The sequence below is a fragment of the Lentibacillus sp. CBA3610 genome (assembly GCF_013373365.1).
Classification (GTDB): domain Bacteria; phylum Bacillota; class Bacilli; order Bacillales; family Amphibacillaceae; genus Lentibacillus.
In genome coordinates this window covers 2,675,850-2,699,004 of record NZ_CP035925.1, presented here as the reverse complement: position 1 = coordinate 2,699,004, position 23,155 = coordinate 2,675,850, and the positions used below count along the sequence as shown (strand labels likewise).

Below are 23,155 nucleotides of genomic sequence, written 5' to 3'. Positions count from 1 at the left end.
ACACGTAAATAGATGTTTGAGTTCTGAAATCCCGCCGTATCGAAATGGTGACAGGGCGATCAGTAGTAAAAAACTGAAAGAGAACTTGACTAAATTAAGGTTTTGCGAAACTGGTCTGAACCAAGCCAATATTATGGCAGCTCACGGCAGGTGTATTGGAGACTTTCAGTCAGCCCATGACCTTACAGTGGATGGGATAGCCGGTCAAGATACATTGGAAAAAATTGATGAAGCATTATCATCAAGGTATCGAGAAGGAGACAGCGGTGATCATATTGTCGCTCTGAAAGAGGATTTAACAGCTCTCGGGTTTGCGAATTGGTCAGATCCGACACCTTATTATGGTCCCATAACTGCCGGAGTGGTCGAAGACTTCCAATCGGCATATGGATTGGAAGTTACTGGAGGCGCTGATAAAATCACATTAGAGACCATTGAAAATAATGTAGTCAAAATATTTATTGACCCGGGACATGGGGATCATGATACTGGTGGTCGAGGTTTTGGCTTAAACGAGAAAGATGTTGTCCTGGATATAGCATTAGAAACTGTAGAAGTTCTGGAATCCGAATACAAAGGAGCCAATGTGAACATATCTCGTACAACAGATACATTTGTAGAGTTGGAAGAAAGAGCTCAAATGGCAAACGACTGGGATGCTGATTATTTCGTCAGTATACACAATAACGCTTATAATGGATCAGCACACGGTTTCGAAAGCTATATATATGATGGTAATGTTTCGGCAAACACGATAGAAAAACAAGAACAAATTCATCACTATATAGCCGATGAATTAAACAAAAGGAATAATATAGATAACCGTGGAATGAAAAGTAGAAACTTTAATGTGTTACGTAATACCACAATGTCAGCCATTTTGCTGGAGCTTTTGTTTATAGATAACTGGGCTGAGAACACACTATTGCAAGATTCGGGTTATCGAAAAGAACTTGGAAAAGTTACAGCTGATGCAATTGCTAATTCATTTAATTTAGAGAGAAGATAGGTTAATAGAAAAAACGTTAAGAGATGAGCCTTTTGACTTGGTTCATCTCTTTTTCAGATGGTCTAAAATACAGTTTTCTTCTCGGTTTTTGACAATACATTACAAAAATTTGTTAAATATATTGACAATTAATCGCTGACAATAGATACTAGATTTGTAATGTGTTGTTAATATTTTATAAGGAGGTGATACTAAAGTGGTAAAGTTAAGAAATTCTATGGTTCTATTTATTATGATGTTTTCTTTATTCCACTTTAGTTCAGTAGCAGTAGGGGCAACGGGAGAAGTTACAGATAATAGTTCAAAAGATGGAGAAGAGAATTATCAAGAAGAACAGAACCAGGACGCTATGGGAGTAGACGATGAAAGCGGAGAAGGAAATGAAGGGTCTGACTCTGGTAAGGATGAGGGCGACTCAAAAAACGAAGAAATACCTGTAAAGGATGAAGAAAAAGAAGAAGAAAATTTAACAAATGAAAGTGAAGACAGCAGTGTAAATGATTCCTCAAAAAATTTGCAAATTCAAACTAATAGCACCGACGAAGAAGGTCCTCTTCCTTATCATGAGGGCGATGAGGGGCAACACATAGAAGAACTGAAAGAAAAATTAATTAGTTTAGGATTTGCAGATTGGCAGGATCTTACATCAACTTATGATGAAGAGACTGTTAGCGCAGTGAAGGAATTTCAAGGTGAATATAACTTGGACGTTACTGGTATTGCAGATGAAGCAACAAGAAATACCATAGATGTAGTTTTAGAACCTCCCTTTCGATTAGGAGATAGGGGAGAGTCAGTAACGGAGTTAAAAGAAAATCTAGTAGAATTGGGTTTCGCAGACTGGTCCGGGTCCGATCTTAGCCATATCTATGATGAGGCTACAGAAGGTGTTGTAGAAGAATTCCAATCCGCAAACGATTTAACAGTTGACGGAATAGCGGGTGCGGATACTTTGGCAAAAATAGATAAATTGCTGACAGACGAACCAGAACCACAGTATGAAGTAGGCGACAGCGGGGACCACATAGTAGCCTTGAAAGAGGACCTAACAAGCCTTGGTTTTGCAAACTGGTCATCTCCGAGTAGGTATTACGGAAGTATCACTGCCGGTGTGGTGGAAGATTTTCAGGAATATTATGGTTTGAAAGTCACGGGCGCTGCCGGTGAAGAGACTCGGACTAAAATAGAGGAAGTTCTTAATCCACCGTATCGAAATGGTGACAGAGGCAATCCGGTCGTTGAGCTCAAAGAAGATTTAGTGGAATTAGGATTTGCGAACTGGTCTAACCCAAGCCAATACTATGGCAGTGTTACTGCCGGCATTGTGAAAGACTTCCAGACTGCATACGGTATGACAGAAGATGGGATAGCCGGTCAAAACACATTGTCAAAAATCAATGAGGTGTTATCTGATCCACAATACCGGGATGGGGATAGCGGGGACCACATAATAGCCTTGAAAGAGGACCTAACAAGCCTTGGTTTTGCGAACTGGTCATCTCCGAGTAAATATTATGGGAGTATCACTGCCGGTGTAGTGGAAGATTTCCAGGAATATTATGGCCTGAACGTTACGGGGATTGCCGGTGAAGAGACACGGGTTGTAATAGAGGAAGTTCTGAACCCACCGTATCGAAGTGGTGACAGAGGAGATCCAATTGTAGAACTCAAAGAAAAACTGACAGAATTAGGTTTTGCAAATTGGTCTAATCCGAGTCAATACTATGGAGGTATAACTGCTGGAGTTGTAGAAGATTTTCAGGCGACTTACGGTCTCGAACCGGACGGAATAGCTGATGAAAACACATTAGAAGAAATGGAAAAGGTACTGCCAGACCCGAGATATCGGGAAGGCGACCAGGGTGATCATGTAGTAGAATTAAAAGAAGACTTAACTGCTTTGGGTTTTGCAAACTGGTCATCTCCAAGTCAATATTATGGCAGCATAACAGCTGGAGTTGTGGAAGATTTTCAGAAATATTATGGACTTAACGCCAACGGGATAGCTAATAAAGATACACGAGATAAAATAGAGGAAGTACTAAAACCACCTTATCAGAATGGAGACAGAGGGAATCCAGTAGTAGAACTCAAGGAAAAGTTAGTGGAATTAGGGTTCGCAAACTGGTCTAACCCAAGTCAATTTTACGGCAGTGTAACTTCTAGTGTTGTAGAAAGATTCCAATCAGTATATGGTCTAACCCAAGATGGGGTGGCTGATGAAGATACACTGGAAGAGGTAGAAAAAGTTCTTTCTAGTGAACCACAATATAGACCTGGGGGTAGTGGTGATCATGTTGTAACCTTGAAAGAGGACTTAACACGTTTAGGATTTGCGAACTGGTCAGATCCAACATTATATTATGGTAGTATAACCGCTAGTGTAGTGGAAGACTTCCAAGACTACTATAATTTGCCTGTAACAGGTACTGCATATCCAGCAACTTTATCAAAGATAGAAGAAGTGCTTACCCCAGCTTTCCAGAATGGAGATAGAGGGAACCCAGTAGTGGGACTAAAGGAAAACTTAACAACACTAGGTTTTGCGAATTGGACAAATCCGAGTCAATACTATGGTAATGTGACAGCAGGCGTAGTTGAGGAATTCCAAGATGCTTATGGATTACGAATTACCGGCAAAGCTGATACAACAACTCTTTCAAAGTTAGATGAATTTTTGTCAACCTTATATCAGAATGGGGATAGCGGTGGCCATATAGTAACCTTGAAAGAGAATTTAACTGCTTTAGGTTTCGCTAATTGGTCAGACCCAACACCATATTATGGTAGTATAACCGCCGGGGTAGTTGAGGATTTCCAAGCGACCTATGGTTTACATGTGACTGGTGTTGTAGATCAGGACACATTAGAAAGAATAAATTCAGAAATAACTAAACAAAACTCTGAAGTAAGCTATACACAACATGATATGACATATGAAGAAGCACTCGAGATTCAAATGGGTAGGTTTCAACAAACCGACCAATATCGTAATGCTCCTGCTTATGTTTCCAGTGAATACATTTCTATTAATGACTCAGGTGAAGCAGTTACAACGGCACAAGTAAATATTCGTGCAGAAAAAGATGCAGGAAGCCATGTTTATGCAACTCTTGAAGAAGGAACTGCTGTGAATGTTGTAAATGAGGGTGATGTCTGGCATGAGATATCATATGGTTCATGGAGAAACCCTACAGCTAATGAAGTTGAATACTATATGAATCCAAATAATCATGATATCTTCCAACATTTGCTACTTTCCGAATACTCTGGAGTAGAAGCAAATAACCTTAATAATGTTTTGGATGGCGCAGGTGAATTGGAAGGTACAGGCCAATCATTCATTAATGGATCACAAGAGCATTCGGTTAATGAGATTTACTTGATATCCCATGCTCTTCATGAAACAGGTAACGGCACATCCGTCTTATCTAATGGCAGTATACAGGTAGGTAAACTGGATAAAAGTACCTGGGTTTCATTCAAACCAGGTCAAATTGATATAGCAAGATACGATGGGGAAGGTGAATGGTCTATCGAAGAAGATGTTACCATTGACCGCGATGAAGTTTATGATATAGAAACAACCTATAATATGTTTGGTATTGGTGCAGTAGACGTTAACACAAATACTCGAGGTTCTGTCCGTGCATATCAGGAAGGATGGTTCTCACCGGATAAGGCAATTGTCGGTGGATCTGAATATATTGGTGAAAGTTATATTCACAATGAGTATAGTCAAAACACAATTTATAAAATGAGGTGGAATTTCGAATATCCACCACATCAGTATGCAACTGACATAGGTTGGGCAACGAAGCAAATTAATGATATTAAAAATCTGTATTCGTTACTGGAAGACCCAGCCTTACGGTTTAGTTTTCCAGCATTTAATTAAGTAAATTATTTTTCAGCCTGGCTCATAAAAGAACCAGGCTCCTTTTTTGTGTTGATGATGGGAAGAGTGATAGATACCCAATTTCACACAAACTCCATTAAAATGGTTACCAATAAGATAAATTATCAAAAATCTTGTTGAAAAATATCGAGATCTAGTCGATAATATAATAGTATTTCAAATTAATAGAAGGAGGTGAAACTGAAGTGAAATTAAGAGCTTTTATGATTCTTTTAGCTTTCATGTTTTCTCTGTTCCACTTTAGTCCATACATAGTTGAGGCAACAGAAGGAGAAACAGACAAGGCAAAAACAGAAGTGAAGTCTGATTCAGATGAACAAAAAGATGAATCAGAAGACACAGATATAGAACCAAATGAAATATCGCCAGAGCAGCCGAAAGCTAACGAGGATGAAAAACCGGATAAATCAGGAGACGAAAACGGTGAAGAAACAGCCAAATCAGGAAAAGATATACCAAGTGAAACACCAGAAGAAGACACAGAGAAAGAGGACCAAAGCAGGAAAACAGCCGAACCAAAAAACACTGATGAGTCTGCAGAAGATGAAGAAGTTCACCAAGAGCCGAATACCGATACATCTCTTGGACTGCTTAGTGTGAATGAGTATCAAGAGGGTGATCAGGGCCCCCATATAGTAACATTAAAAGAGAAGTTAACCATTCTTGGTTTTGCGAACTGGTCATCTCCGAGTAAATATTATGGGAATATCACTGCCGGAGTGGTGGAAGATTTTCAGGATTATTATGGCTTTGAGGTTACTGGTATCGCCGATAAAACTACACGGGATAAAATAGAGGAAGTTCTGAATCCGCCTTATCGGGATGGCGATAGAGGAGATCCGGTAGTCGAGCTCAAAGAAAAGTTAGTGGAATTAGGTTTTGCGAACTGGTCTAATCCAAGTCAATACTATGGTAGCGTTACAGCTGGTGTGGTGGAAGACTTTCAAGCATCATACGGTCTTAAAGTAGATGGCACAGCCGGTCAGAGCACATTGGCAAAAATCGAAGAGGAGCTAACTAATCCCCAATACCGAGATGGTGACAGCGGAGATCACATAGTAGCCTTGAAAGAGGATCTAACCATTCTTGGTTTTGCGAACTGGTCATCTCCGAGTAAATATTATGGGAATATCACCGCCGGAGTGGTGGAAGATTTTCAGGATTATTATGGCTTTGAGGTTACTGGTATCGCCGATAAAACTACACGGGATAAAATAGAGGAAGTTCTGAATCCGCCTTATCGGGATGGCGATAGAGGAGATCCGGTAGTCGAGCTCAAAGAAAAGTTAGTGGAATTAGGATTTGCGAACTGGTCTAACCCAAGTCAATATTATGGCAGTGTTACCGCAGGTGTAGTGGAAGACTTTCAGTCAGCCCATGACCTTACAGTGGATGGAATAGCCGGCCAAAACACGCTGTCAAAAATAGAGGAAGCACTAACAAACGACCCATATTACGAAGAGGGAGACAGCGGTGATCATGTCGTGACCTTAAAAGAGGATTTGACAAGCCTTGGTTTTGCGAATTGGTCGGACCCAACACAATACTATGGCAGTATAACAGCTGATGTGGTGGAAGATTTCCAGGATTATTATAATCTCCCCGTTACAGGTATAGCCGATGAAGGGACACGTAATAAGATATCTGAGGTTCTGAAACCGCCGTATCGAAATGGTGACAGGGGCAATCCAGTAGTAGAACTCAAAGAGAACTTGACCGAATTAGGTTTTGCGAACTGGTCGAACCCAAGCCAATATTATGGCAGTGTCACCGCAAGTGTTGTGGAGGACTTCCAGGAAGCTCATGGTCTTAGAGTGGATGGTATAGCTAGAGAAAAAACTCTAGTAACAATAGAAGAAGCTCTTGCATCTATATCATACACTCATTATGACTTAACACTATCTGACGCCTTAGATATTCAATTGAAAGCAACACCTCAAACGGATAAAGAATATGATACCTATGTTTCTAAGTCATATATCAACAACAACAATGAGGTGACCGCTGATGTATTAAATGTAAGGGGTGGCCCCGGTACAAATTATTGGACCGTAGGGCAAATAAATGAAGGTACGAAAATTACTATAATAGAAGAAGTAAGTGGATGGTACAAAATTGAGTATACAGAAAACCATCAATGGGTTAACGCTAAACCAGATGATGTGTTTTATTATTTAAATCCGAATAACTTTATTAACGACTCTATTCAGCAGTTCCAATTTTTAGATTTATCCCGACCGAGTTATATAGCCGCTGATAAATTGGATCAATTTTTAAGAGGTAAAGGTACACTTGATGGGATGGGACAAGCATTCATTGATGCTGCTCGTATCAATGGAATAAATGATATTTACTTAGTATCCCATGCATCATTAGAAACCGGAAATGGCACATCAACACTTGCATCAGGGGTTCCCGTCGATAAAAACGGCAATATTACAAGAGACTCCAATGGTGATATTGCTAATACAAATAAGACGGCTACCACAGTCTATAATATGTTTGGAATCGATGCTAATGATAGCAAACCATTAAGGGATGGAGCTAAAAGAGCTTTTGAAGAAGGATGGACAACACCCGAGAAAGCAATAATAGGTGGCGGTGCTTTTATCGGGAATAGATATATTAAAGATGGACAAAACACTTTGTATAAAATGCGCTGGAATCCGTTAGCTATGGATGAAACGGGGAAATTTGGTCGTCAATACGCGACAGATATCGGATGGGCATCTAAACAAATAGGCTCAATGTATAACTTGTACCAGCAAATTGGATTAGATACTTTGAGCATGGAAATTCCAGTATACAGATAGCATAGTAAAAGCTGACTTAGTAACCTAGATAAGTCAGCTTTACTTTATTTATATACTAGAACTACTTTTTAATTACGCTTGAATTTACTTGCAGCTTTCCGAATTGGAAGGGTATATCGCCAAGTTCTACTATTCAATATTTTCTTGTATTTAATTTGTACTTTTTTATACTCATTTTTTTTGATTAGTTAAATTAGCTTCTAATTCTGTATTCTTAGCTTTTAGATTTTTATTATTTCGAATAAGTCTTTTATTACGCTCTCTAAGTAATTTGTTTTTATCCTTTATTTGAGCATATTTTGAGTGAACATCTCTATATTCATTTTTTTTGATTTCGTTAGCGACATATTGAATGATTTCCTCTGTGAGGTCACCAAACAAAGGACGTTGAGCAGCAAGTTGATAAAGGCATGTAGCGCCAGCAAAGTTTGCTTCAATGAAGATAGGTTGGCCATCAATACCTACAGCAATATCCCATGATACAAAATCATGATGAAGGATGTCTTTATGTAGATCAATTACAAAGGTTTTGAACTTGTCAAAATTTTCCATTTTTCCAAGGTTATCAAACCTATAGTTTGTTGTGGGGTGATGGGTAAATTCCTCCCTGTTATCTATGGATTCGGGGCGCTCTTCAATGCTCGTCCCAAGAAGTTTTTTATTTTTACGGGGTTTTGTCTTCTTCGTTGAGCGGCGGAGTTTCAGCTCCAAATCCATATTGATCACCGACAACTTACCTTCGTCTATCCAGTTGTATAATGTCTTCGTCGAAGGGACATAGTCAAATTGCTTCTGCCTATTCGCATAACCCACGATTACATCAGGGGACCATTCGTCTCCCAGGATTTTTTCTTCTGCAAACTCAATAAAATCCCGCGCAGCCGCCATAGTAGAATGCCCACAACAATTCTCACGGTTTTCCTCGTAAACACGGACCCCGGCGTCTGGGTAGTATGTGGTATAGGTTTTGCAGTTAGTATCAATCTGCTGTACGCTTCCGCGGTTCTTTTCACGTGAAATCGTACTCGCATCGCGTCCCATTCTTCTGCCAATTTCCCTTAGTGAAACGCCTTCATCCAAATAGGCGGCTATTTGTCCTCTTTCCATTTCTGTTAAATGTGTAAATGTACGTTCTTCCGTGTTAGAATAGGGTTGAGTCATCGTGAATTACCTCCGTATCTTTTGTGTTTTAGTCAACCTTAATTATACGTGGTTTCACGATGGCTTTCTATTTATTTAGCTGTTGCATTTCATTTTACAATGAACCAAAGATGTTTTTATCACGATACGCAGACAAGCTCTGATCGTTGAAGAATGGAATTATCTCTCTCCACATGATTGTTCCTAGTACAGTTCTCTTTTCTTTTTTGCCGGTCAAGTTCATGAATGCTATAGGCAACTGCGGGTTAATGTCTTTATTATAATACTTTTTCCAGTATTCCTGTAATTCTTATACATAGGTTTCATCAATGTTTTTTAAAAGGCCAGCCTTATAGTATCGGTCAAAGTTTTTTGTGTTTGTAGCAATTCCTAATTTTTCATAGTATTGTTTTTCATTCATTATATTACGATGGGTTAACATTTTATTACTAGTTCCCTTCCAGAAATTTTGTGTACAACAACATTATATATTATTTCAGGCTACTACAATATACATTTAAAAGTTGAATAAAAATTAATTTGTTTCCCCATTGTAGCTAATTATTGCTGAAAAACAATGGAATGGCCGCCACGCAGCCATTCCATTTAAATTTAACTTGTCTCCAATCCCTCTTTCTCATACACCTGCTTTCCGCCAATAAACGTTCCCTGAACTGAGATATCTTTTATTGCTATTGGATCCACGGCGGTTGGATCTTTATCCAATACCGCGAAATCAGCTTGTTTACCAACTTCTATACTGCCGGATTGTTCTTCCTCGAAATTCAATTGCGCCCCATATATGGTCATTGATTTCAGTGCTGTCATGACATCAATTCGTTGTTCTGGTCCAAGAATATTACCATCTCGCGTTACCCGATTGACTGCAGCCCAGACAGAAAAAAGTGGTGAGATGGGCGTGACCGGACAATCGGAATGTAAGGTGAAAAGCAAGTTTTGATCTATGGCATCTGCCAGCGGACTGATTCGTCGTGCACGTTCAGGTCCGAGAAATATCCCCTCATGTCGATCTCCCCAGTAATAGACATGATTGATGAAAAAGGATCCGGCAATCCCCAACATTCCCATCCTTCTTATGTCTTCCGGTGTACCTGATTGGACATGCTCAATCCTGTGCTTATGTCCTGTTTTGGGGTGTTTTTCCAAAGCATAGTCATAGACGTCGATAATGGAGCCTATGGCACGATCACCATTCCCGTGAGTGGTTACCCGGTACCCTCGCTGATGTAAATCAAGGACTTCTTCTTGAAATGATTCCTGATCATGAATGAGATCGCCATAATGTTTCGCATCATTATAATAAGGACTTCTCAATGCACCGGTCAGACCTTGAATGGAGCCGTCCTGAAACATTTTGGCGCTATCCAGTGTGGCTAACCCGCCTGATTTATCCTGTATTTCCCGATTTAGTTGATTGGCTGAATAATTGCCAAATGCCGCACCATCTGAGAGAAGATTATGCATGACCATAAGGCGGGTTCGCATTGGATTGACACCCTGTCTGGCTGCCTTCAGGTGAACATCAAGCTCGTTCAGATTGCTTACTTTAGCATCTGAGTTAGTCGTTATGCCATGTGCTAAATATTCTTTGGCTGCTTTTCCGAGATCGTCAACTTTTTTGTCAATTGTTTTGTCTGGTATTAGTTGGGAAACAGGGTCGGTCGCATCATATTCGTATAAAACGCCATTCAAACGACCATTTTCATCCCGGCCAAAATGACCTGACTTTGGATCGGAAATATCATCATGTAAACCTGCGTACTCCAAAGCAAGTGAATTGGCATAGCCCAGATGACCGGAGATATGTCTGATAAACACAGGATTATTTGGCGCAGCGTCATCTAACTCACGTCGCAGTATATGACGCTTTTCTTCAACAAGTGTGTCATCAAAACCGTAACCCTCTATCCAATTGCCGTCCACTGTTTCCAGCGCTCTTTGCCTAATCGCACTTAAGATATCAGTGATACTGTGGTTAGGAGGTGTGCCGCAGTTAATTTTATCGGCCATCAACGCATACATTAAAATATGGTTGTGCGTATCAATAAAACCTGGCAATAACGTGGCTCCGTGCAAATTAATAACCGCTGTGTTTTTGGTTATGTCCACCTCATGTTTGGGCGGTTCGGGGTCATTCCATATGCCTGCAATCACACCATCACTGATAGCAATCGATCCAGCTCGGGGATTGGCATCGTCCATCGTTAAGACATTCGCGTTTGTAAATAGTAATTCAACTTCATGCATCAAATATCTCTCCTTTTTATTTGGCAATGATACCTCATGCCGTTAAGATACGTTCGTCTGTGCCGGGTCTTCCTCGTTTTTCAAATCAAAGTAATAGGCCACTACGTTTTCATCATCCGAATGTTGCGTCATCAGACTGACACTGATAAGTAAAACAAACGATGTGATCATGCCCGGGATGATTTCATGCCAGCCAAACGGTTGCCCGAGCAAACTCCAGATAACAGAAACAATAAGTGAACCAATGACACTGATAATCACGCCTTGTTTCGTTGCCCGCCGCCAAAACATCGCAGCAAGCACTGGGAAAACCATCGTAATTGCTGATAAGGCTAACGCATACGAATAGATGGCGATCACATCTGTGATGAATAATGCGACCAATAAGCCAATAAAAGCCATTCCCGCAACAGACAGTCGTGATATTTTAAGCACCTCACGACTGGTGGCATCTGGTTTAATCCAGCCTTGATAAATGTCTTTGGAAATATTCATCGCACCACTTAGGAGGAAAGATGTTGCCCCGGTTAATACAGCCGCAAAAAGAGATACCATGAACAAACCGCCAATAGCCGGGTGGGCCACAGCTGCAAGAAATTCGGTATACACTAGGTCAGGGTCTGTGCCAGCCGGCAGAACTTGTTGTGCAATAATCCCGATTCCGATTGAGAAAAAAGCTATGATAAATGTAATAATAAATCCGGTTGATACAGCCCTGACAGCAATTTTTTCAGTTTTTGCAGCCGCGATGCGCTGCCAGGATGTTTGCCATACCAAATAAAATGGCCCGAATATAATCAAGTAGTTAATCAGTTCAGTCGTTTCCATACTGAAAAGATTTAATGTGTCAGATGATGTGTTACTGATAACGACATCGGCGCCACCAACATAATTCAGTCCCAGAACAAACAAGAAAATTAAACCTGCGAGAATCAGAACCGATTGTACAGCGTCGGTCCAGGCAACACTCGGCAAACCGCCCATTAATGTGAACATGACACAAATGACAAACCCGATTAGCATCGCCGTCGTAACGGAGACATCAAAAGCAATCGTTAAAACCGACCCCATTCCGACGATTTGCATCCCGAATGTTGGCGTCATGTATAGGATGCTAATGATCAGGGAGGGGATAATACCGGAAGCTTTGCCAAACCGCCGGACAAATAAGTCGGGCAATGTATACAGTTTTAATTTGCGAATGGTTGAACCCAATACCACTGCTAACAATATAGAAAATAATGCAACCGGAAATTTCGTCAGTATCCAGCCAATCCCTATTTCGAATCCTTTACCAGAAGAACCAATTACTGCTGCAGAGCCTAAGGAAGTGGCAATAATCGTTCCGCAAATGGGAAAAAAGCCAAGGCTGAAATTGGCCATTGTATATTCATCAGCCGTTTTAATTTTTCTTGAATAATATATACTTATGGCGAAAATGCCAATAATGTAAATCAGCACATTATTCCAGATACTAAATATCAGATTAATTCAGCTTAAAATCTGAGATAATGTGCTCTATTACTCACTTTATTTCAGATTTGAAAATAATTGAGCATATTATTCCGCATCCGAATCGGTAAAAAAAGATCCCCCGTCAAAATGGGAGATCGAACGCCGGAATTAATTCTTCTTCTTCTGAAATTAGCACTTTATATTCTTCGACCAGCCGAAGCGAAAAATCCACATCGTCTTCAAGTGTCACGAACCAATCACCGTAATCTATCTCAAAGCATGCTTCGTAATAGCGATGTTGAATGCCGATTTCTAAATTCATTCCTGGAAGCGTTTCGTAGAACTCATCGCCAATTCTTATTCGCCAAGCTCGTTCTATTTCATTAAAAACCATTACCCCTTCTCGCCGCATTATAGGCCACTCTCCTCAACAGCCATCTGAACAATTTCTTCATCGATTTGTTCTTTCTTTTGCTGCGCCCCGAACAGTAAACTATTAATTGTTAAGGTGTTGATAAGACGTGGCCAACCTTGTGAACGCAAAGCGATCGCTTCAAGGGCAGCCGATGTAAATATAGGCATCTTGGCTCCAGCCAACTTCATATGATGATCAATATAAACGTAAACATCATCTTTATTTAATGGCTGTAATTGATACCGCATAACGATACGCTGGGCCAACGGCCGATGATGGTTAAGATTTAATCGTGTTTTTAAATGTGGAAGGCCGGCCAATACAAGGATAAAAGGATTCGATGAATCCATCTGAAAATTGAAAAGGATTGCTAAATCCTGTAAAAATGCATCCTTTGCCATATGCATTTCATCCAGAATAAAAACCGGTGTGACTTTGCGCTCCTGGTCCATCCGTTCAATTCCCTGCTGAATTTGGCGAAATAAATCGACTTTGCGAAACTTGGGTTCCTCACCTAGCCCATATGCCAGACCACGGTAGAAATCCATAACACCACCAGTGGACAATGGAAAATAGACCACATGGTATAATGCAGGATTAAGCGATTCCTTGAAGGACCGTAAGGTAAATGTCTTACCGGCCCCGGTCACCAATGATCAAACCAATCCCCTTGGATTTCTGTAAATATTCAAGGCCGTTAAGGGCTTCCTGGTAGCTTGTTGAGTGAAACGCATCAGCCGATTGCGTATCCTTTGAAAATGGTTCTCTTGCCAGTGAATAAAATGGTTTATACATGATCCGTTTCCTCCCCCTGATGCTTGGTATCGGAAACGGCGAACGGTGATGGCCCCCGTTTCACATGCGCATTGTCATGTATGGTAACCGGAGTGGCTTCTGTCACTTTTTGGCCATCTTCAAAAACATATACGGCTTGTTCATCCAATCGAACCTCGATTTTCTGTCCGATATACTTAGATGGCACCTCGTATAACTTTTTTTCTAATGTTATAGTTCCATCCAGCTTCACTTTACGCTCCGCGCGCTTTAAAAAGATCGTGTCCAAAATGGACAAATCCTCTATAAACGTGATATTATCTAATTGAGATTGGAATAGTTGATGAGGTGTTTTACCATCTAGCGATGCATGCTTTTTACGATGATAATCCACCTCCAACCATTCCCAAAATCGTTCATTTAATTCCTCTAGGGAATGTACGGGATTGGCCTTTAATAACGGATAAAACCGTGTTTGTATCGTTTTGAATACCCTTTCTATTTTCCCTTTTTTATGCAAAGCTTTGCATAAAAAAGGTTATGTATAGTAAATGGTAATGTAAAGTAAATTAATTTATTCACGTAAAATCCAGTGTTTTTAGTTGATTTACTTTACATTATCAACCGATATTAAAGATAGGCAGTTGCCTAATAAAATATCGGGAGGTCTTCATAATGATGGGTGAAAAGAAACAAACACTTTATGAAATTACATCGGAGGTAGAGGCTTATTTTAACAGCCTTTCATACCACAAAGTGAGAATCAGGGTTTACAAAAATGGATGGAAACTTCTAAAGAAATTCATGGAAGAGCATCGAATAGAGTTTTTTGATGCGAAGGTAGCTGATGTGTTCATATCAAGTGTATTGAACAAAAGATTCTATACGGATCTTAGCAGGAAAGAAAAGGACGTAATACGGAGCACCAATGTACTCACCGAGTACCAAACCACTGGTATGATAAGATTCCGGTCTGTTCGAAAGGAATATAAATTTGAAGGTGAAATAGGAAACCTGATACAGGATTTTTTAACCTACAGAAACACGCAAGGGTTGTCGGAAGACACTATAAATAACAACAAATTGTATCTCCACAGGTTTTTGAGCTATCTTGATTCGAACAGGGTTTTGGCTCTATCTGATCTTGATAAAAAACATATTCTGGGGTTTATCAACGGACTTGGCTCTGCCTCAAAATCAACGATTCATTGTACACTTTGTTCATTGCGTTGCTTTCTAAGGTATTTATTTGATACTGAATATTTAGATTCCGATTTAACGTATCTTGTACCTAAAAGCAGATATAGAAAAGAAGCACGTCTTCCTACAACCTATACAAAAGATGAGGTGGAACTTCTGTTGAACGCCGTGGATACGGCCAGCCCCAAAGGCAAAAGGGATATCGCTATGATACTATTAGCGGCCAGGCTCGGATTAAGGGCTTCAGATATCTGTGGTTTGAAATTTGAAAATATACATTGGGGAACCAATACAATACACCTTACTCAAAGAAAAACCCAAGAAAAAATCGAACTCCCTCTTTTAGTTGAGCTCGGAAACGCGATTATCGATTATCTGAAATACGGAAGGCCTATGTCAGACCTTCCGTATATATTTTTACGTGCTCAACAACCATATGACAAACTTGAAGAACCTACGCTTCACAGTATAGTTTCCTTTTATTTAAAGCGCGCAGGTATTAGCAATATTGATCAAAAAAAGCATGGACCACATGCATTGCGGCACAGTCTCGCGGGAATTCTTCTGGAACAGAAGACACCAATTCCAGTTATTTCGGAGGTACTTGGACATTCGAAATACGGAGGAGTACAAACTTATCTCAGAATTGATCTTACATCTCTTCGGCAATGCGCCTAGAGGTACTAAAATCAATCACCTCAATTACCAGGAGGTGAACTGAGATGGAACTATCAGGAGTCAATGCTTATTTTGATTGAGCAAATATATAGCATTCAAAAGAAATATGGGCTAATGCCTGAGCAACACTTATACTTCAAAAACGTTTGACGATTTTACAATCAATAACGGCGCAACTTCAATCGGTTTGACGAAAGGATTGGCAGAGAAATGGAAAGAAAAACGCCCGAATGAATCTGACGTCACGCGCTATAAAAGAGTTAATGATATTGCCAACTTTTGCATCTACCTGAATCAATTAGGCTATCAGTCTTACATTCCGAGAACGCCTAAAAAGTATCAGACAACTTTCACACCATATATTTTTTCAAAAGATGAGCTAAAATCATTTTTTACTGCTTGTGATACGATCAAGGTAAATGGTAAATCTAATATGAAATTTATCCTTCCTGTCGTTTTTCGTGTCATTTACGGCTGCGGATTAAGGATAAATGAGGCAATGTCACTTAAAAATAAGGATGTAAACCTTGACGAAAATTATATTATTGTCAGGGAAACGAAAAATGGATGTGACCGGATACTTCCCCTTTCCGATTCTTTAATAACGATTTGTAAACAATATAAAGTTCATATTTCTTCAAACGACTCCGAGGGCTACTTTTTTATACAGTTGAATGGTAACCGTTACGCCCCGGACACAGTATATAGATGGTTTCGTAAAATTCTTTGGGAAGCCGGTATCTCGCATGGTGGGAAAGGTTTGGGACCACGGGTACATGACCTTAGACATTCATTTAGTGTGCATTCATTGGCAGAAATGTCCCGTAAGGGACTGGATCTATACTATTCTCTCCCAATTCTGTCTAAATATTTGGGTCACAATTCATTGGAAGCTACGGACAAGTATGTCAGATTAACCTCGGATATGTATCCGGAATTAATTCAAGATGTAAATAATCTGTGTTCATATTTATTTCCGGAGGTGAAGTCAGAATGAAACCTACTGATTTTTCCTATTATCTTACAAGGTTTCTCACAAAATATCTTCCAGGCGAAGCTGGAGCAAGCAAAAACACCATTGCCTCCTATAGAGACACGTTTATTCTTTTTCTTCGTTTCCTAAGCGATGAAAAGAACATTCCTGCGGATAATTTGACCTTGAATATGGTAACCAAAAATATAGTGGTGGAATATTTAGATTGGATGGAAAAAATGCGTAGATGCAGCACAGCGACGAGAAATGTGCGATTGGCAGCAATCCATTCCTTTTTTAAATATCTCCAATACGAGAATCCGGATAATTTATTGGAATGGCAGAAAGTCCTCTCTATTCCAGTCAAAAGGACAAAAAAGAAAACCATAAACTATCTAACTCTTAACGGGGTAGAGTTACTGTTAAAAATGCCAAATATAGAAACAACGGCTGGACGCCGCGATTTAACTTTATTAACACTCATGTATGAAACGGGTGCCAGGGTTCAGGAAATAATAGACTTAACACCATCAATGGTTCGGCTCGATAAACCCTATACTATAAAATTGATTGGCAAAGGAAACAAAGCCAGGATTGTACCTTTAATGGAACCAACGGTACAAATACTGAAGCGATATATGGAAGAACAAGACCTTTTAAAAAATTCTTCGAATTTATATCCTTTGTTTTTCAATAACAGAAAGGAGAAACTGACAAGAGCCGGGGTGAATTATGTATTAGCCAAATACAAAAATTTAGCTCGGGAAGAAAATAAAACATTGATTCCGGAAGTGTTTACCTGCCATTGTCTCAGACACTCAAAAGCAATGCACCTACTTCAAGCCGGTGTGAATCTTGTATATATAAGAGATATTCTTGGTCATAGTTCTGTACAGGTAACAGAAATTTATGCCAAGACAGATTCAAAACAAAAAAGAGAAGCAATAGAGAAGGCATATACTGATGTAACACCTTCTGATGAACCTGAGTGGCAAGAAAATGAGAACCTATTGACGTGGCTGAACAGCTTCAATAAATAAGAACAAATGATAATGTAAAGTATTTTAGCATAATACCCTGCTTTGACTGCAAAGAAAAGATTTACTTTACATTATCATTTACTATACATAACCTTTTGCTTTGGGATCGTATGGTGACGTATGAGCCAACGTTATTCCCAATTGGGCACATGCATGTTGAAGCGTTTCTGAACGATAAATTTTACCATTATCTGCGTAAATAATGGTTGGTTTTCCACGCCGTATCAATGCCTCCCTTGTGACTTCTCGTAACCCATCAAACTTTTCTGAAGTAAAGAATTGCGCGTAAGGGACAAGCCTTGAACAATCATCAATATAGGCAATCAAAAAGGTTTTCTTCGCTTTTCCATTTATTGATATATATGGACCATGTGATAAATCTGCTTGCCATAATACATTGACCTTATCGTAGGCAAAACGTTTCCGTTCTTTTTCTGGATGAAAGCTTATATGATTCTTACCAGCCAGGTTATGTTTTTTCAATAATCGATTGATGGTGGCATAGGAAACCTCATGCTTTTGAATCTCCCCCTGTATAATTAGCTGTTCGTAGAACACACTGACCGGCATGTGGAGAAATTCCTTCCTTATTTTTAAAATATGATCCTTATCATCCGGGGACAATCTCCTGGAATTTCCATGATCCGAACGTCTTTTTGGTTTCAGTGCATCAAATCCGTTCCTTCGGTAATGAAGAAGCCATTCTTGCATTGTTTTAGTTGCAACTTTTCGTTCTCCATAATAAGGAACCTGATGAATTTTCCCCTCCAATTCTTGAAAATATGCCTTCGGCTCCATATGTCCATTCAACAGTGGGGCAATCAACCCATAGCGAAATAAAGCAATTTCCTCCCGTGTTTTCTCATTCATTGAATTTTCCTCCTTTTGATAGAAGGACAACCGGTTATCCATTGCTTTCATTCTACTTTTTTCGGCAAAAGATTCATAGGCAAGATTTATGTGGGATAACAATTTATTTTGACACGCCCCAAATCACGCCTCAAATATGGTACAATTAATTTGCCCATAAAATATGATGATAAATGACCACAGCTCCTTCGAAAGAAGGTGGATTCGCCTAAATCCTGGATCATTCCTCACATATTTTTTAGGGGCTTCTTTTTTGATGTCTTTCGACAAACCGAGTTGGCAGCCTATCCATGAAAAACTATGAATCCAGTTAAGGCGTTCACAAAAACGCTTTATGTATAGAGCCCAGTTGTTGGCGAATACCCCACGCACTTTTTCTCTTCGGTATTCACACGTACTCTAATCGTATGTATTGTATGCTGAAAATAAGGATTAAAGCTTGGGAGATCGAAATATTAACCTTCAGAACTAAGCACCTACACGGCATATTGGGATACAATGCCTCATCCTTGTCATTATCCCATATCGCCAATAATAACCATTTCGATGTAAGTTATTCTGAGCAATACAGTGACAATCGGGACATCGATCAAATACAGGGAATTTGTTCTCCAACCCCCTTTCATCATATTCCTCAAGGCCAATTTCAAAATTGTGGATAAGCATCATAAAAAACTCCCCCTCCATATCAATATGCAAAAAATTTAGCATATTATGTCAGGGAGTACAGAATTACACTGGAGAATTTGAAACAAAATAGCCCTATCTTGATGAGATAAAGTGATGCTTTACCACAATAAGAAAAATGCCAATCCAAAATATATACCAATTCAAAACGTTTCACCTCTCTCTGTCTCACTATTGGTTATAATCGACAAAACTCACATCGTTATCTTGTATTTTACGTGCCGTGTATATTGAATCAATTATTGTCATATGTCCGTACCAGTACACTATGAATTGGTACATTCTACCTCATTTGATCTACTTTCTTTACTATATACTTAAAGAGGATTCCAACACGAGGAGGAATTTTTTTATGCAGCGACTGATGTGTAAAGGGAAACTTCATAGAGTGCGAGTGACAGAAGCTGACCTTGACTATGTCGGCAGTGTGACGATTGATGAGAAGTTTATGAAAGAAGCTGATATTAAACCATACGAAATGGTGCAAATAACAAGTCTGAAAAATGCGACTAGATGGAAGACATATGCTTTACCGGCGCCGGAGGGTTCGAAAAAAATCTGTCTGAATGGCCCGCCAGCTCATTTATTCTCGCCTGGTGACATTGTCATCATCCTAAGCATGGCGCAGATGAATGAGGAAGAAATTGACCTGCGCCTAGTCGTGTTTTGATGAAACATGACATTACAGGCATAGAAGAACATGACTTGCATTGGCCTGGGGATGTGAAGGTTTAAGTCCAACTGATGCCGATCGGTTGGACTTATCGGCTTTTAGTTCGATAACCCATTAGGTTGTGACTTTGGAATCGGGAGGTAAAGCATGAAAAAGTTGACATTGATTGTCGTAAGTATGCTGACTGCGGTATTGGTCTTATCGGCGTGCGGGGCAGATGCCGGTGGTTCAGGAAATGCAGAAAATTACCCGTCTGAATCTATTACATACAGTATTCCTTTTGATCCGGGTGGTCAATCGGATGTGGAAGCGAGAAGGCAGCAGCCCTATTTGGAAGAGTCCTTAGGCCAGGATGTTATGATTCAGTACAAACCTGGTGGAGGCGGTTCCGTTGGATGGAGCGAGCTGATTGGTAAAGATCCGGATGGGCATTTCATTTCCGGCATCAATATCCCGCATATCATTCTTCAGCCACTGGCAAACGATGATACAGGGTACCAGACAGAGGATATTGTGCCGGCAGCTATTTTTCAGGCAACACCAATCGGGATAGCCGTTTCCAAGGATAGTGACATTGAATCACTTGAAGACCTCGTAAACAAGGCAAAAGAATCGCCGGGCTCTATTACTGTAGCAGGCTCCGGGACATATTCGGGCCATCACATTGCATTGCTGCAGTTGCAGGATCTAGCCGGCCTCGACATGCAATACGTGCCATTTGATGGTGCTGCACCGTCCATTCAAGCTTTTCTTGGGGGGAATGCAGAGGTTATTTTTGGAAACTCCAGTGACCTGATTAAGTACAAAGATGATATGAATATACTTGCCATTGGATCAGAAGAGACGTTTAAACCATTGCCGGATGTGCCGACATTTAAGGAATTAGGCTATGATATGACGCCGGGAATTGACCGTGGTGTAGCGGTGCCACCTGAGACAAATCAGGAAGTAATCGACACGCTCGAAAAGGCATTTTTGGATATCCTGGATGAAGAAGGTGTTGAGGACGAGATGTACAATGAAGGATTCGAACCGAAAAGAATGGGGCATGAGGAATCCCTGGAATATATTGAACAGAAAACAGAGCAGTACAGCCGAATTCTCGAAAATGTTGAAGATAACTGACGTGGGCTGGAGCTCGTCACAGTCCTGTTGGGCCAATTAGATAATAAGACGAATAAATTGATCGAACACCACAAGTAAAGAATAACCCTTTTTGGGACTTCCAAAAAGGGTTTCGCACCTGGAGGGTACTGGGATGCTTGAGTTTTTACCAGAAGTTCTGAGTTCATTAACACAACCTTTAAATATGTTTCTGTTGTGTGCCGGTGTATTAGTCGGCATTATTGTAGGTGCTTTGCCCGGATTAACAGCAACCATGGCATTGGCGTTATTGCTTCCGTTTACATTTACAATGGAATCAGATACATCGCTGATTACGATGGGTGGCTTATATATCGGTGGTATCTACGGCGGATGCATATCAGCCATTCTTATCAACACACCAGGTACACCGTCTGCGATTGCGACAACGTTTGATGGTTATCCCATGACGAAAAAAGGACAAGCTTCAAAGGCACTGGCCGCTGCTGCTATCAGTTCGGGAATCGGCGGCATAATAGGTGGTCTTGCGCTTTTATTTCTGACACCAATTTTGGCCGATTGGGCATTGAATTTTGGACCGCCTGAATATTTCTGGGTCGCCATACTGGGACTGACGATGATTGCAACGTTGTCAGCAGGATCCATGCTGAAGGGATTGATTGGCGGATGTATCGGCCTGCTGCTCGGAACTGTCGGGATATCCCCGGTTGGCGGTGAGTCACGATATACATTTGGTTTTTCGGAGCTGCAATCCGGACTGGAATTAATCGTTATTTTAATTGCATTCTTCTGTATACCGGAAGTCATTTCGATGATTGAGAACAAGGTCAAACACCAAAAAAGCGTCAAAAAAGAAAAAGGCATCGTCAAAACCCTCTTTTTCTATATTATTAAAAAGCCATTTTCCATTATCCGGTCATCCGTCATTGGTATCATAACGGGCATTATTCCCGGAGCGGGGGGCAATGTCGCATCATTATTGTCGTACGATGCTGCGGTCCGCTTTTCCAAAGATAAAAAGTCATTCGGTAAAGGGAATGTTGATGGTGTCGTGGCTGCTGAAACATCAAATAACGCAGAAGTTGGCGGGTCCCTTGTTCCGCTGTTATCGCTCGGCATTCCGGGAGCGCCGCCTGCCGCTATTATTCTTGGGGCATTGATGATGCAGGGGATTACACCTGGTCCTGATCTCATGAACCAGCAGCCAGGACTGGTTTACACATTTTTAATTGCCTTTGTGATCGCAAATGTCGTTATGATTGTCTTCGGACTGATGGGATCCAGGTATATTGGAAAAGTTCTCTCAATACCAGTATCATACTTGGCGCCTTCGATTGTCTTTCTAACAATTATAGGATCTTATGCGATTCGGAATAATTTCCTGGATGTGGCATTACTGATCGGGTTTGGTCTGCTGGCCTATGTGATGAAAAATGCCGGCTTTAATCCGGCACCAATTGTGTTGGGCCTTATTCTTGGACCGATTGCAGAAAGAGGACTTGCACAATCCATGCTGTTGGGAGAAGCATCCGGAAACGTCTTTGCACTATTCTTTTCACGTCCAATCTCGATTGTATTAATTGTGTTATGTGTCCTGTCGATACTGCTGCCACTTTTAAGCAATCTTTTCCGAAATAAGCATGAAGACCATCAAGAGGAGCTGGGGGCCTGATGATGCAACGAATCAACTACAATACGGTATCTTCAGTTATATTGATCATTGTCGCCTGCATTGCGATTTGGGAAACAAGAGGGTTGTCGGAAATGAGTTACGTTTTCCCGCGTACGATTGGAATTATACTCTTGATCCTGAGTATAGGTTATCTTATAAAAAGTTTGATTAAGCCTACCGACACCAAATTACTTAGCGGAATTGACAAACGTAAAGTGTTCGTCATGAGTCTTGGGATGATAGGCTACGTCGTTTTGATAAGCCTGTTTGGATTTTTAATAGCCAGTCTGCTGTTCATCGGTACATTAACGTGGTATTTGCAGCGGGATAATCAGGAAAAAAGCAGCAAAGCGAAAATCGTGCATGCTGTAATCAGTTCCGTTAGTGTCAGTATCGTGTTCTTTGTGCTGTTCCGTTACGTATTTCTCGTACCGTTGCCCGCAGGAATTCTATTAGGCTAGTTAA

General features: G+C 40.4%; 13 protein-coding genes and 4 pseudogenes. 10 read left to right on the top strand and 7 right to left on the bottom strand.

Annotated features, from left to right (window positions below; all coding sequences use genetic code 11):
- Positions 1 to 85 precede the first annotated feature (85 nt).
- The 3 genes from Len3610_RS13235 to Len3610_RS13225 all read left to right on the top strand — a co-directional run bounded on the left by Len3610_RS13235 (position 86) and on the right by Len3610_RS13225 (position 7,741).
- A complete protein-coding gene (locus Len3610_RS13235) occupies positions 86 to 1,009 on the top strand; it encodes an N-acetylmuramoyl-L-alanine amidase (protein WP_176448371.1) in 924 nt (307 codons plus the stop codon).
- Between the two features lie 196 nt (positions 1,010 to 1,205).
- Complete coding sequence (locus tag Len3610_RS13230) at positions 1,206 to 4,907, top strand: peptidoglycan-binding protein (RefSeq protein ID WP_176448370.1); 3,702 nt, start codon at positions 1,206 to 1,208, stop codon at positions 4,905 to 4,907.
- Between the two features lie 206 nt (positions 4,908 to 5,113).
- Positions 5,114 to 7,741 (top strand): peptidoglycan-binding protein, encoded by a 2,628-nt coding sequence (locus tag Len3610_RS13225; protein ID WP_176448368.1) that lies wholly within the window; start codon positions 5,114 to 5,116, stop codon positions 7,739 to 7,741.
- A gap of 171 nt (positions 7,742 to 7,912) precedes the next feature.
- Here Len3610_RS13225 and Len3610_RS13220 read toward each other — a convergent pair whose 3' ends face one another.
- The 6 genes and pseudogenes from Len3610_RS13220 to Len3610_RS13195 form a co-directional block, all read right to left on the bottom strand.
- Complete coding sequence (locus Len3610_RS13220; protein ID WP_176448367.1) at positions 7,913 to 8,902, bottom strand: IS30 family transposase; 990 nt, start codon at positions 8,900 to 8,902, stop codon at positions 7,913 to 7,915.
- Between the two features lie 591 nt (positions 8,903 to 9,493).
- Positions 9,494 to 11,149, bottom strand: coding sequence for an amidohydrolase (locus Len3610_RS13215; RefSeq protein ID WP_176448365.1), 1,656 nt, complete (start codon positions 11,147 to 11,149; stop codon positions 9,494 to 9,496).
- Positions 11,150 to 11,191: 42 nt separating this feature from the next.
- Positions 11,192 to 12,610, bottom strand: coding sequence for a sodium:solute symporter family protein (locus Len3610_RS13210; RefSeq protein ID WP_255259618.1), 1,419 nt, complete (start codon positions 12,608 to 12,610; stop codon positions 11,192 to 11,194).
- A gap of 136 nt (positions 12,611 to 12,746) precedes the next feature.
- Entirely contained in the window at positions 12,747 to 13,016 is a 270-nt protein-coding gene (locus tag Len3610_RS13205; protein ID WP_176448364.1) for a DUF5348 domain-containing protein, read from the bottom strand.
- A pseudogene (locus Len3610_RS13200) lies at positions 13,016 to 13,814 on the bottom strand (ExeA family protein). Before Len3610_RS13200 ends, Len3610_RS13205 begins: the two are co-directional and overlap by 1 nt.
- A pseudogene (locus Len3610_RS13195) lies at positions 13,807 to 14,304 on the bottom strand (Mu transposase C-terminal domain-containing protein); the annotation flags it as partial. The pseudogenes Len3610_RS13200 and Len3610_RS13195, both read right to left, overlap by 8 nt.
- A gap of 164 nt (positions 14,305 to 14,468) precedes the next feature.
- Here Len3610_RS13195 and Len3610_RS13190 point away from each other — a divergent pair.
- The 3 genes from Len3610_RS13190 (at position 14,469) to Len3610_RS13180 (ending at position 17,684) form a co-directional block, all read left to right on the top strand.
- On the top strand, positions 14,469 to 15,671 hold the full coding sequence (locus tag Len3610_RS13190; protein ID WP_255259616.1) for a site-specific integrase: 1,203 nt from the start codon (positions 14,469 to 14,471) through the stop codon (positions 15,669 to 15,671).
- A 199-nt stretch (positions 15,672 to 15,870) separates the two neighbouring features.
- Positions 15,871 to 16,668, top strand: coding sequence for a tyrosine-type recombinase/integrase (locus Len3610_RS13185; RefSeq protein ID WP_255259615.1), 798 nt, complete (start codon positions 15,871 to 15,873; stop codon positions 16,666 to 16,668).
- Entirely contained in the window at positions 16,665 to 17,684 is a 1,020-nt protein-coding gene (locus Len3610_RS13180) for a site-specific integrase (RefSeq protein ID WP_176448362.1), read from the top strand. Before Len3610_RS13185 ends, Len3610_RS13180 begins: the two co-directional genes overlap by 4 nt.
- Positions 17,685 to 17,768: 84 nt before the next feature.
- On the opposite strand, the pseudogene Len3610_RS13175 reads toward Len3610_RS13180, so the two are convergent.
- Positions 17,769 to 18,554 (bottom strand): annotated as a pseudogene (locus tag Len3610_RS13175) (DDE-type integrase/transposase/recombinase); the annotation flags it as partial.
- A 1,039-nt stretch (positions 18,555 to 19,593) separates the two neighbouring features.
- On the opposite strand from Len3610_RS13175, the pseudogene panD reads away from it, so the two are divergent.
- From panD to Len3610_RS13155, 4 genes and pseudogenes are all read left to right on the top strand, one after another.
- A pseudogene (gene panD, locus Len3610_RS13170) lies at positions 19,594 to 19,976 on the top strand (aspartate 1-decarboxylase).
- Between the two features lie 85 nt (positions 19,977 to 20,061).
- On the top strand, positions 20,062 to 21,039 hold the full coding sequence (locus Len3610_RS13165) for a tripartite tricarboxylate transporter substrate binding protein (RefSeq protein WP_176448358.1): 978 nt from the start codon (positions 20,062 to 20,064) through the stop codon (positions 21,037 to 21,039).
- 133 nt (positions 21,040 to 21,172) lie between these two features.
- Entirely contained in the window at positions 21,173 to 22,690 is a 1,518-nt protein-coding gene (locus Len3610_RS13160) for a tripartite tricarboxylate transporter permease (protein ID WP_176448357.1), read from the top strand.
- Positions 22,690 to 23,151 carry a tripartite tricarboxylate transporter TctB family protein gene (locus Len3610_RS13155; RefSeq protein ID WP_176448356.1) on the top strand — a complete coding sequence of 154 codons (462 nt, stop codon included), beginning with the start codon at positions 22,690 to 22,692 and terminating at the stop codon, positions 23,149 to 23,151. Before Len3610_RS13160 ends, Len3610_RS13155 begins: the two co-directional genes overlap by 1 nt.
- The last annotated feature ends 4 nt before the right edge of the window (positions 23,152 to 23,155 follow it).

Bases quoted from the DNA above. Each gene is read 5' to 3' on its own strand.
- Len3610_RS13220 (WP_176448367.1), bottom strand. From the start codon at position 8,902: ATGACTCAACCCTATTCTAACACGGAAGAACGTACATTTACACATTTA.
- Len3610_RS13215 (WP_176448365.1), bottom strand. From the start codon at position 11,149: ATGCATGAAGTTGAATTACTATTTACAAACGCGAATGTCTTAACGATG.
- Len3610_RS13205 (WP_176448364.1), bottom strand. From the start codon at position 13,016: ATGCGGCGAGAAGGGGTAATGGTTTTTAATGAAATAGAACGAGCTTGG.
- Len3610_RS13190 (WP_255259616.1), top strand. From the start codon at position 14,469: ATGATGGGTGAAAAGAAACAAACACTTTATGAAATTACATCGGAGGTA.
- Len3610_RS13180 (WP_176448362.1), top strand. From the start codon at position 16,665: ATGAAACCTACTGATTTTTCCTATTATCTTACAAGGTTTCTCACAAAA.
- Len3610_RS13165 (WP_176448358.1), top strand. From the start codon at position 20,062: ATGAAAAAGTTGACATTGATTGTCGTAAGTATGCTGACTGCGGTATTG.
- Len3610_RS13160 (WP_176448357.1), top strand. From the start codon at position 21,173: ATGCTTGAGTTTTTACCAGAAGTTCTGAGTTCATTAACACAACCTTTA.
- Len3610_RS13155 (WP_176448356.1), top strand. From the start codon at position 22,690: ATGATGCAACGAATCAACTACAATACGGTATCTTCAGTTATATTGATC.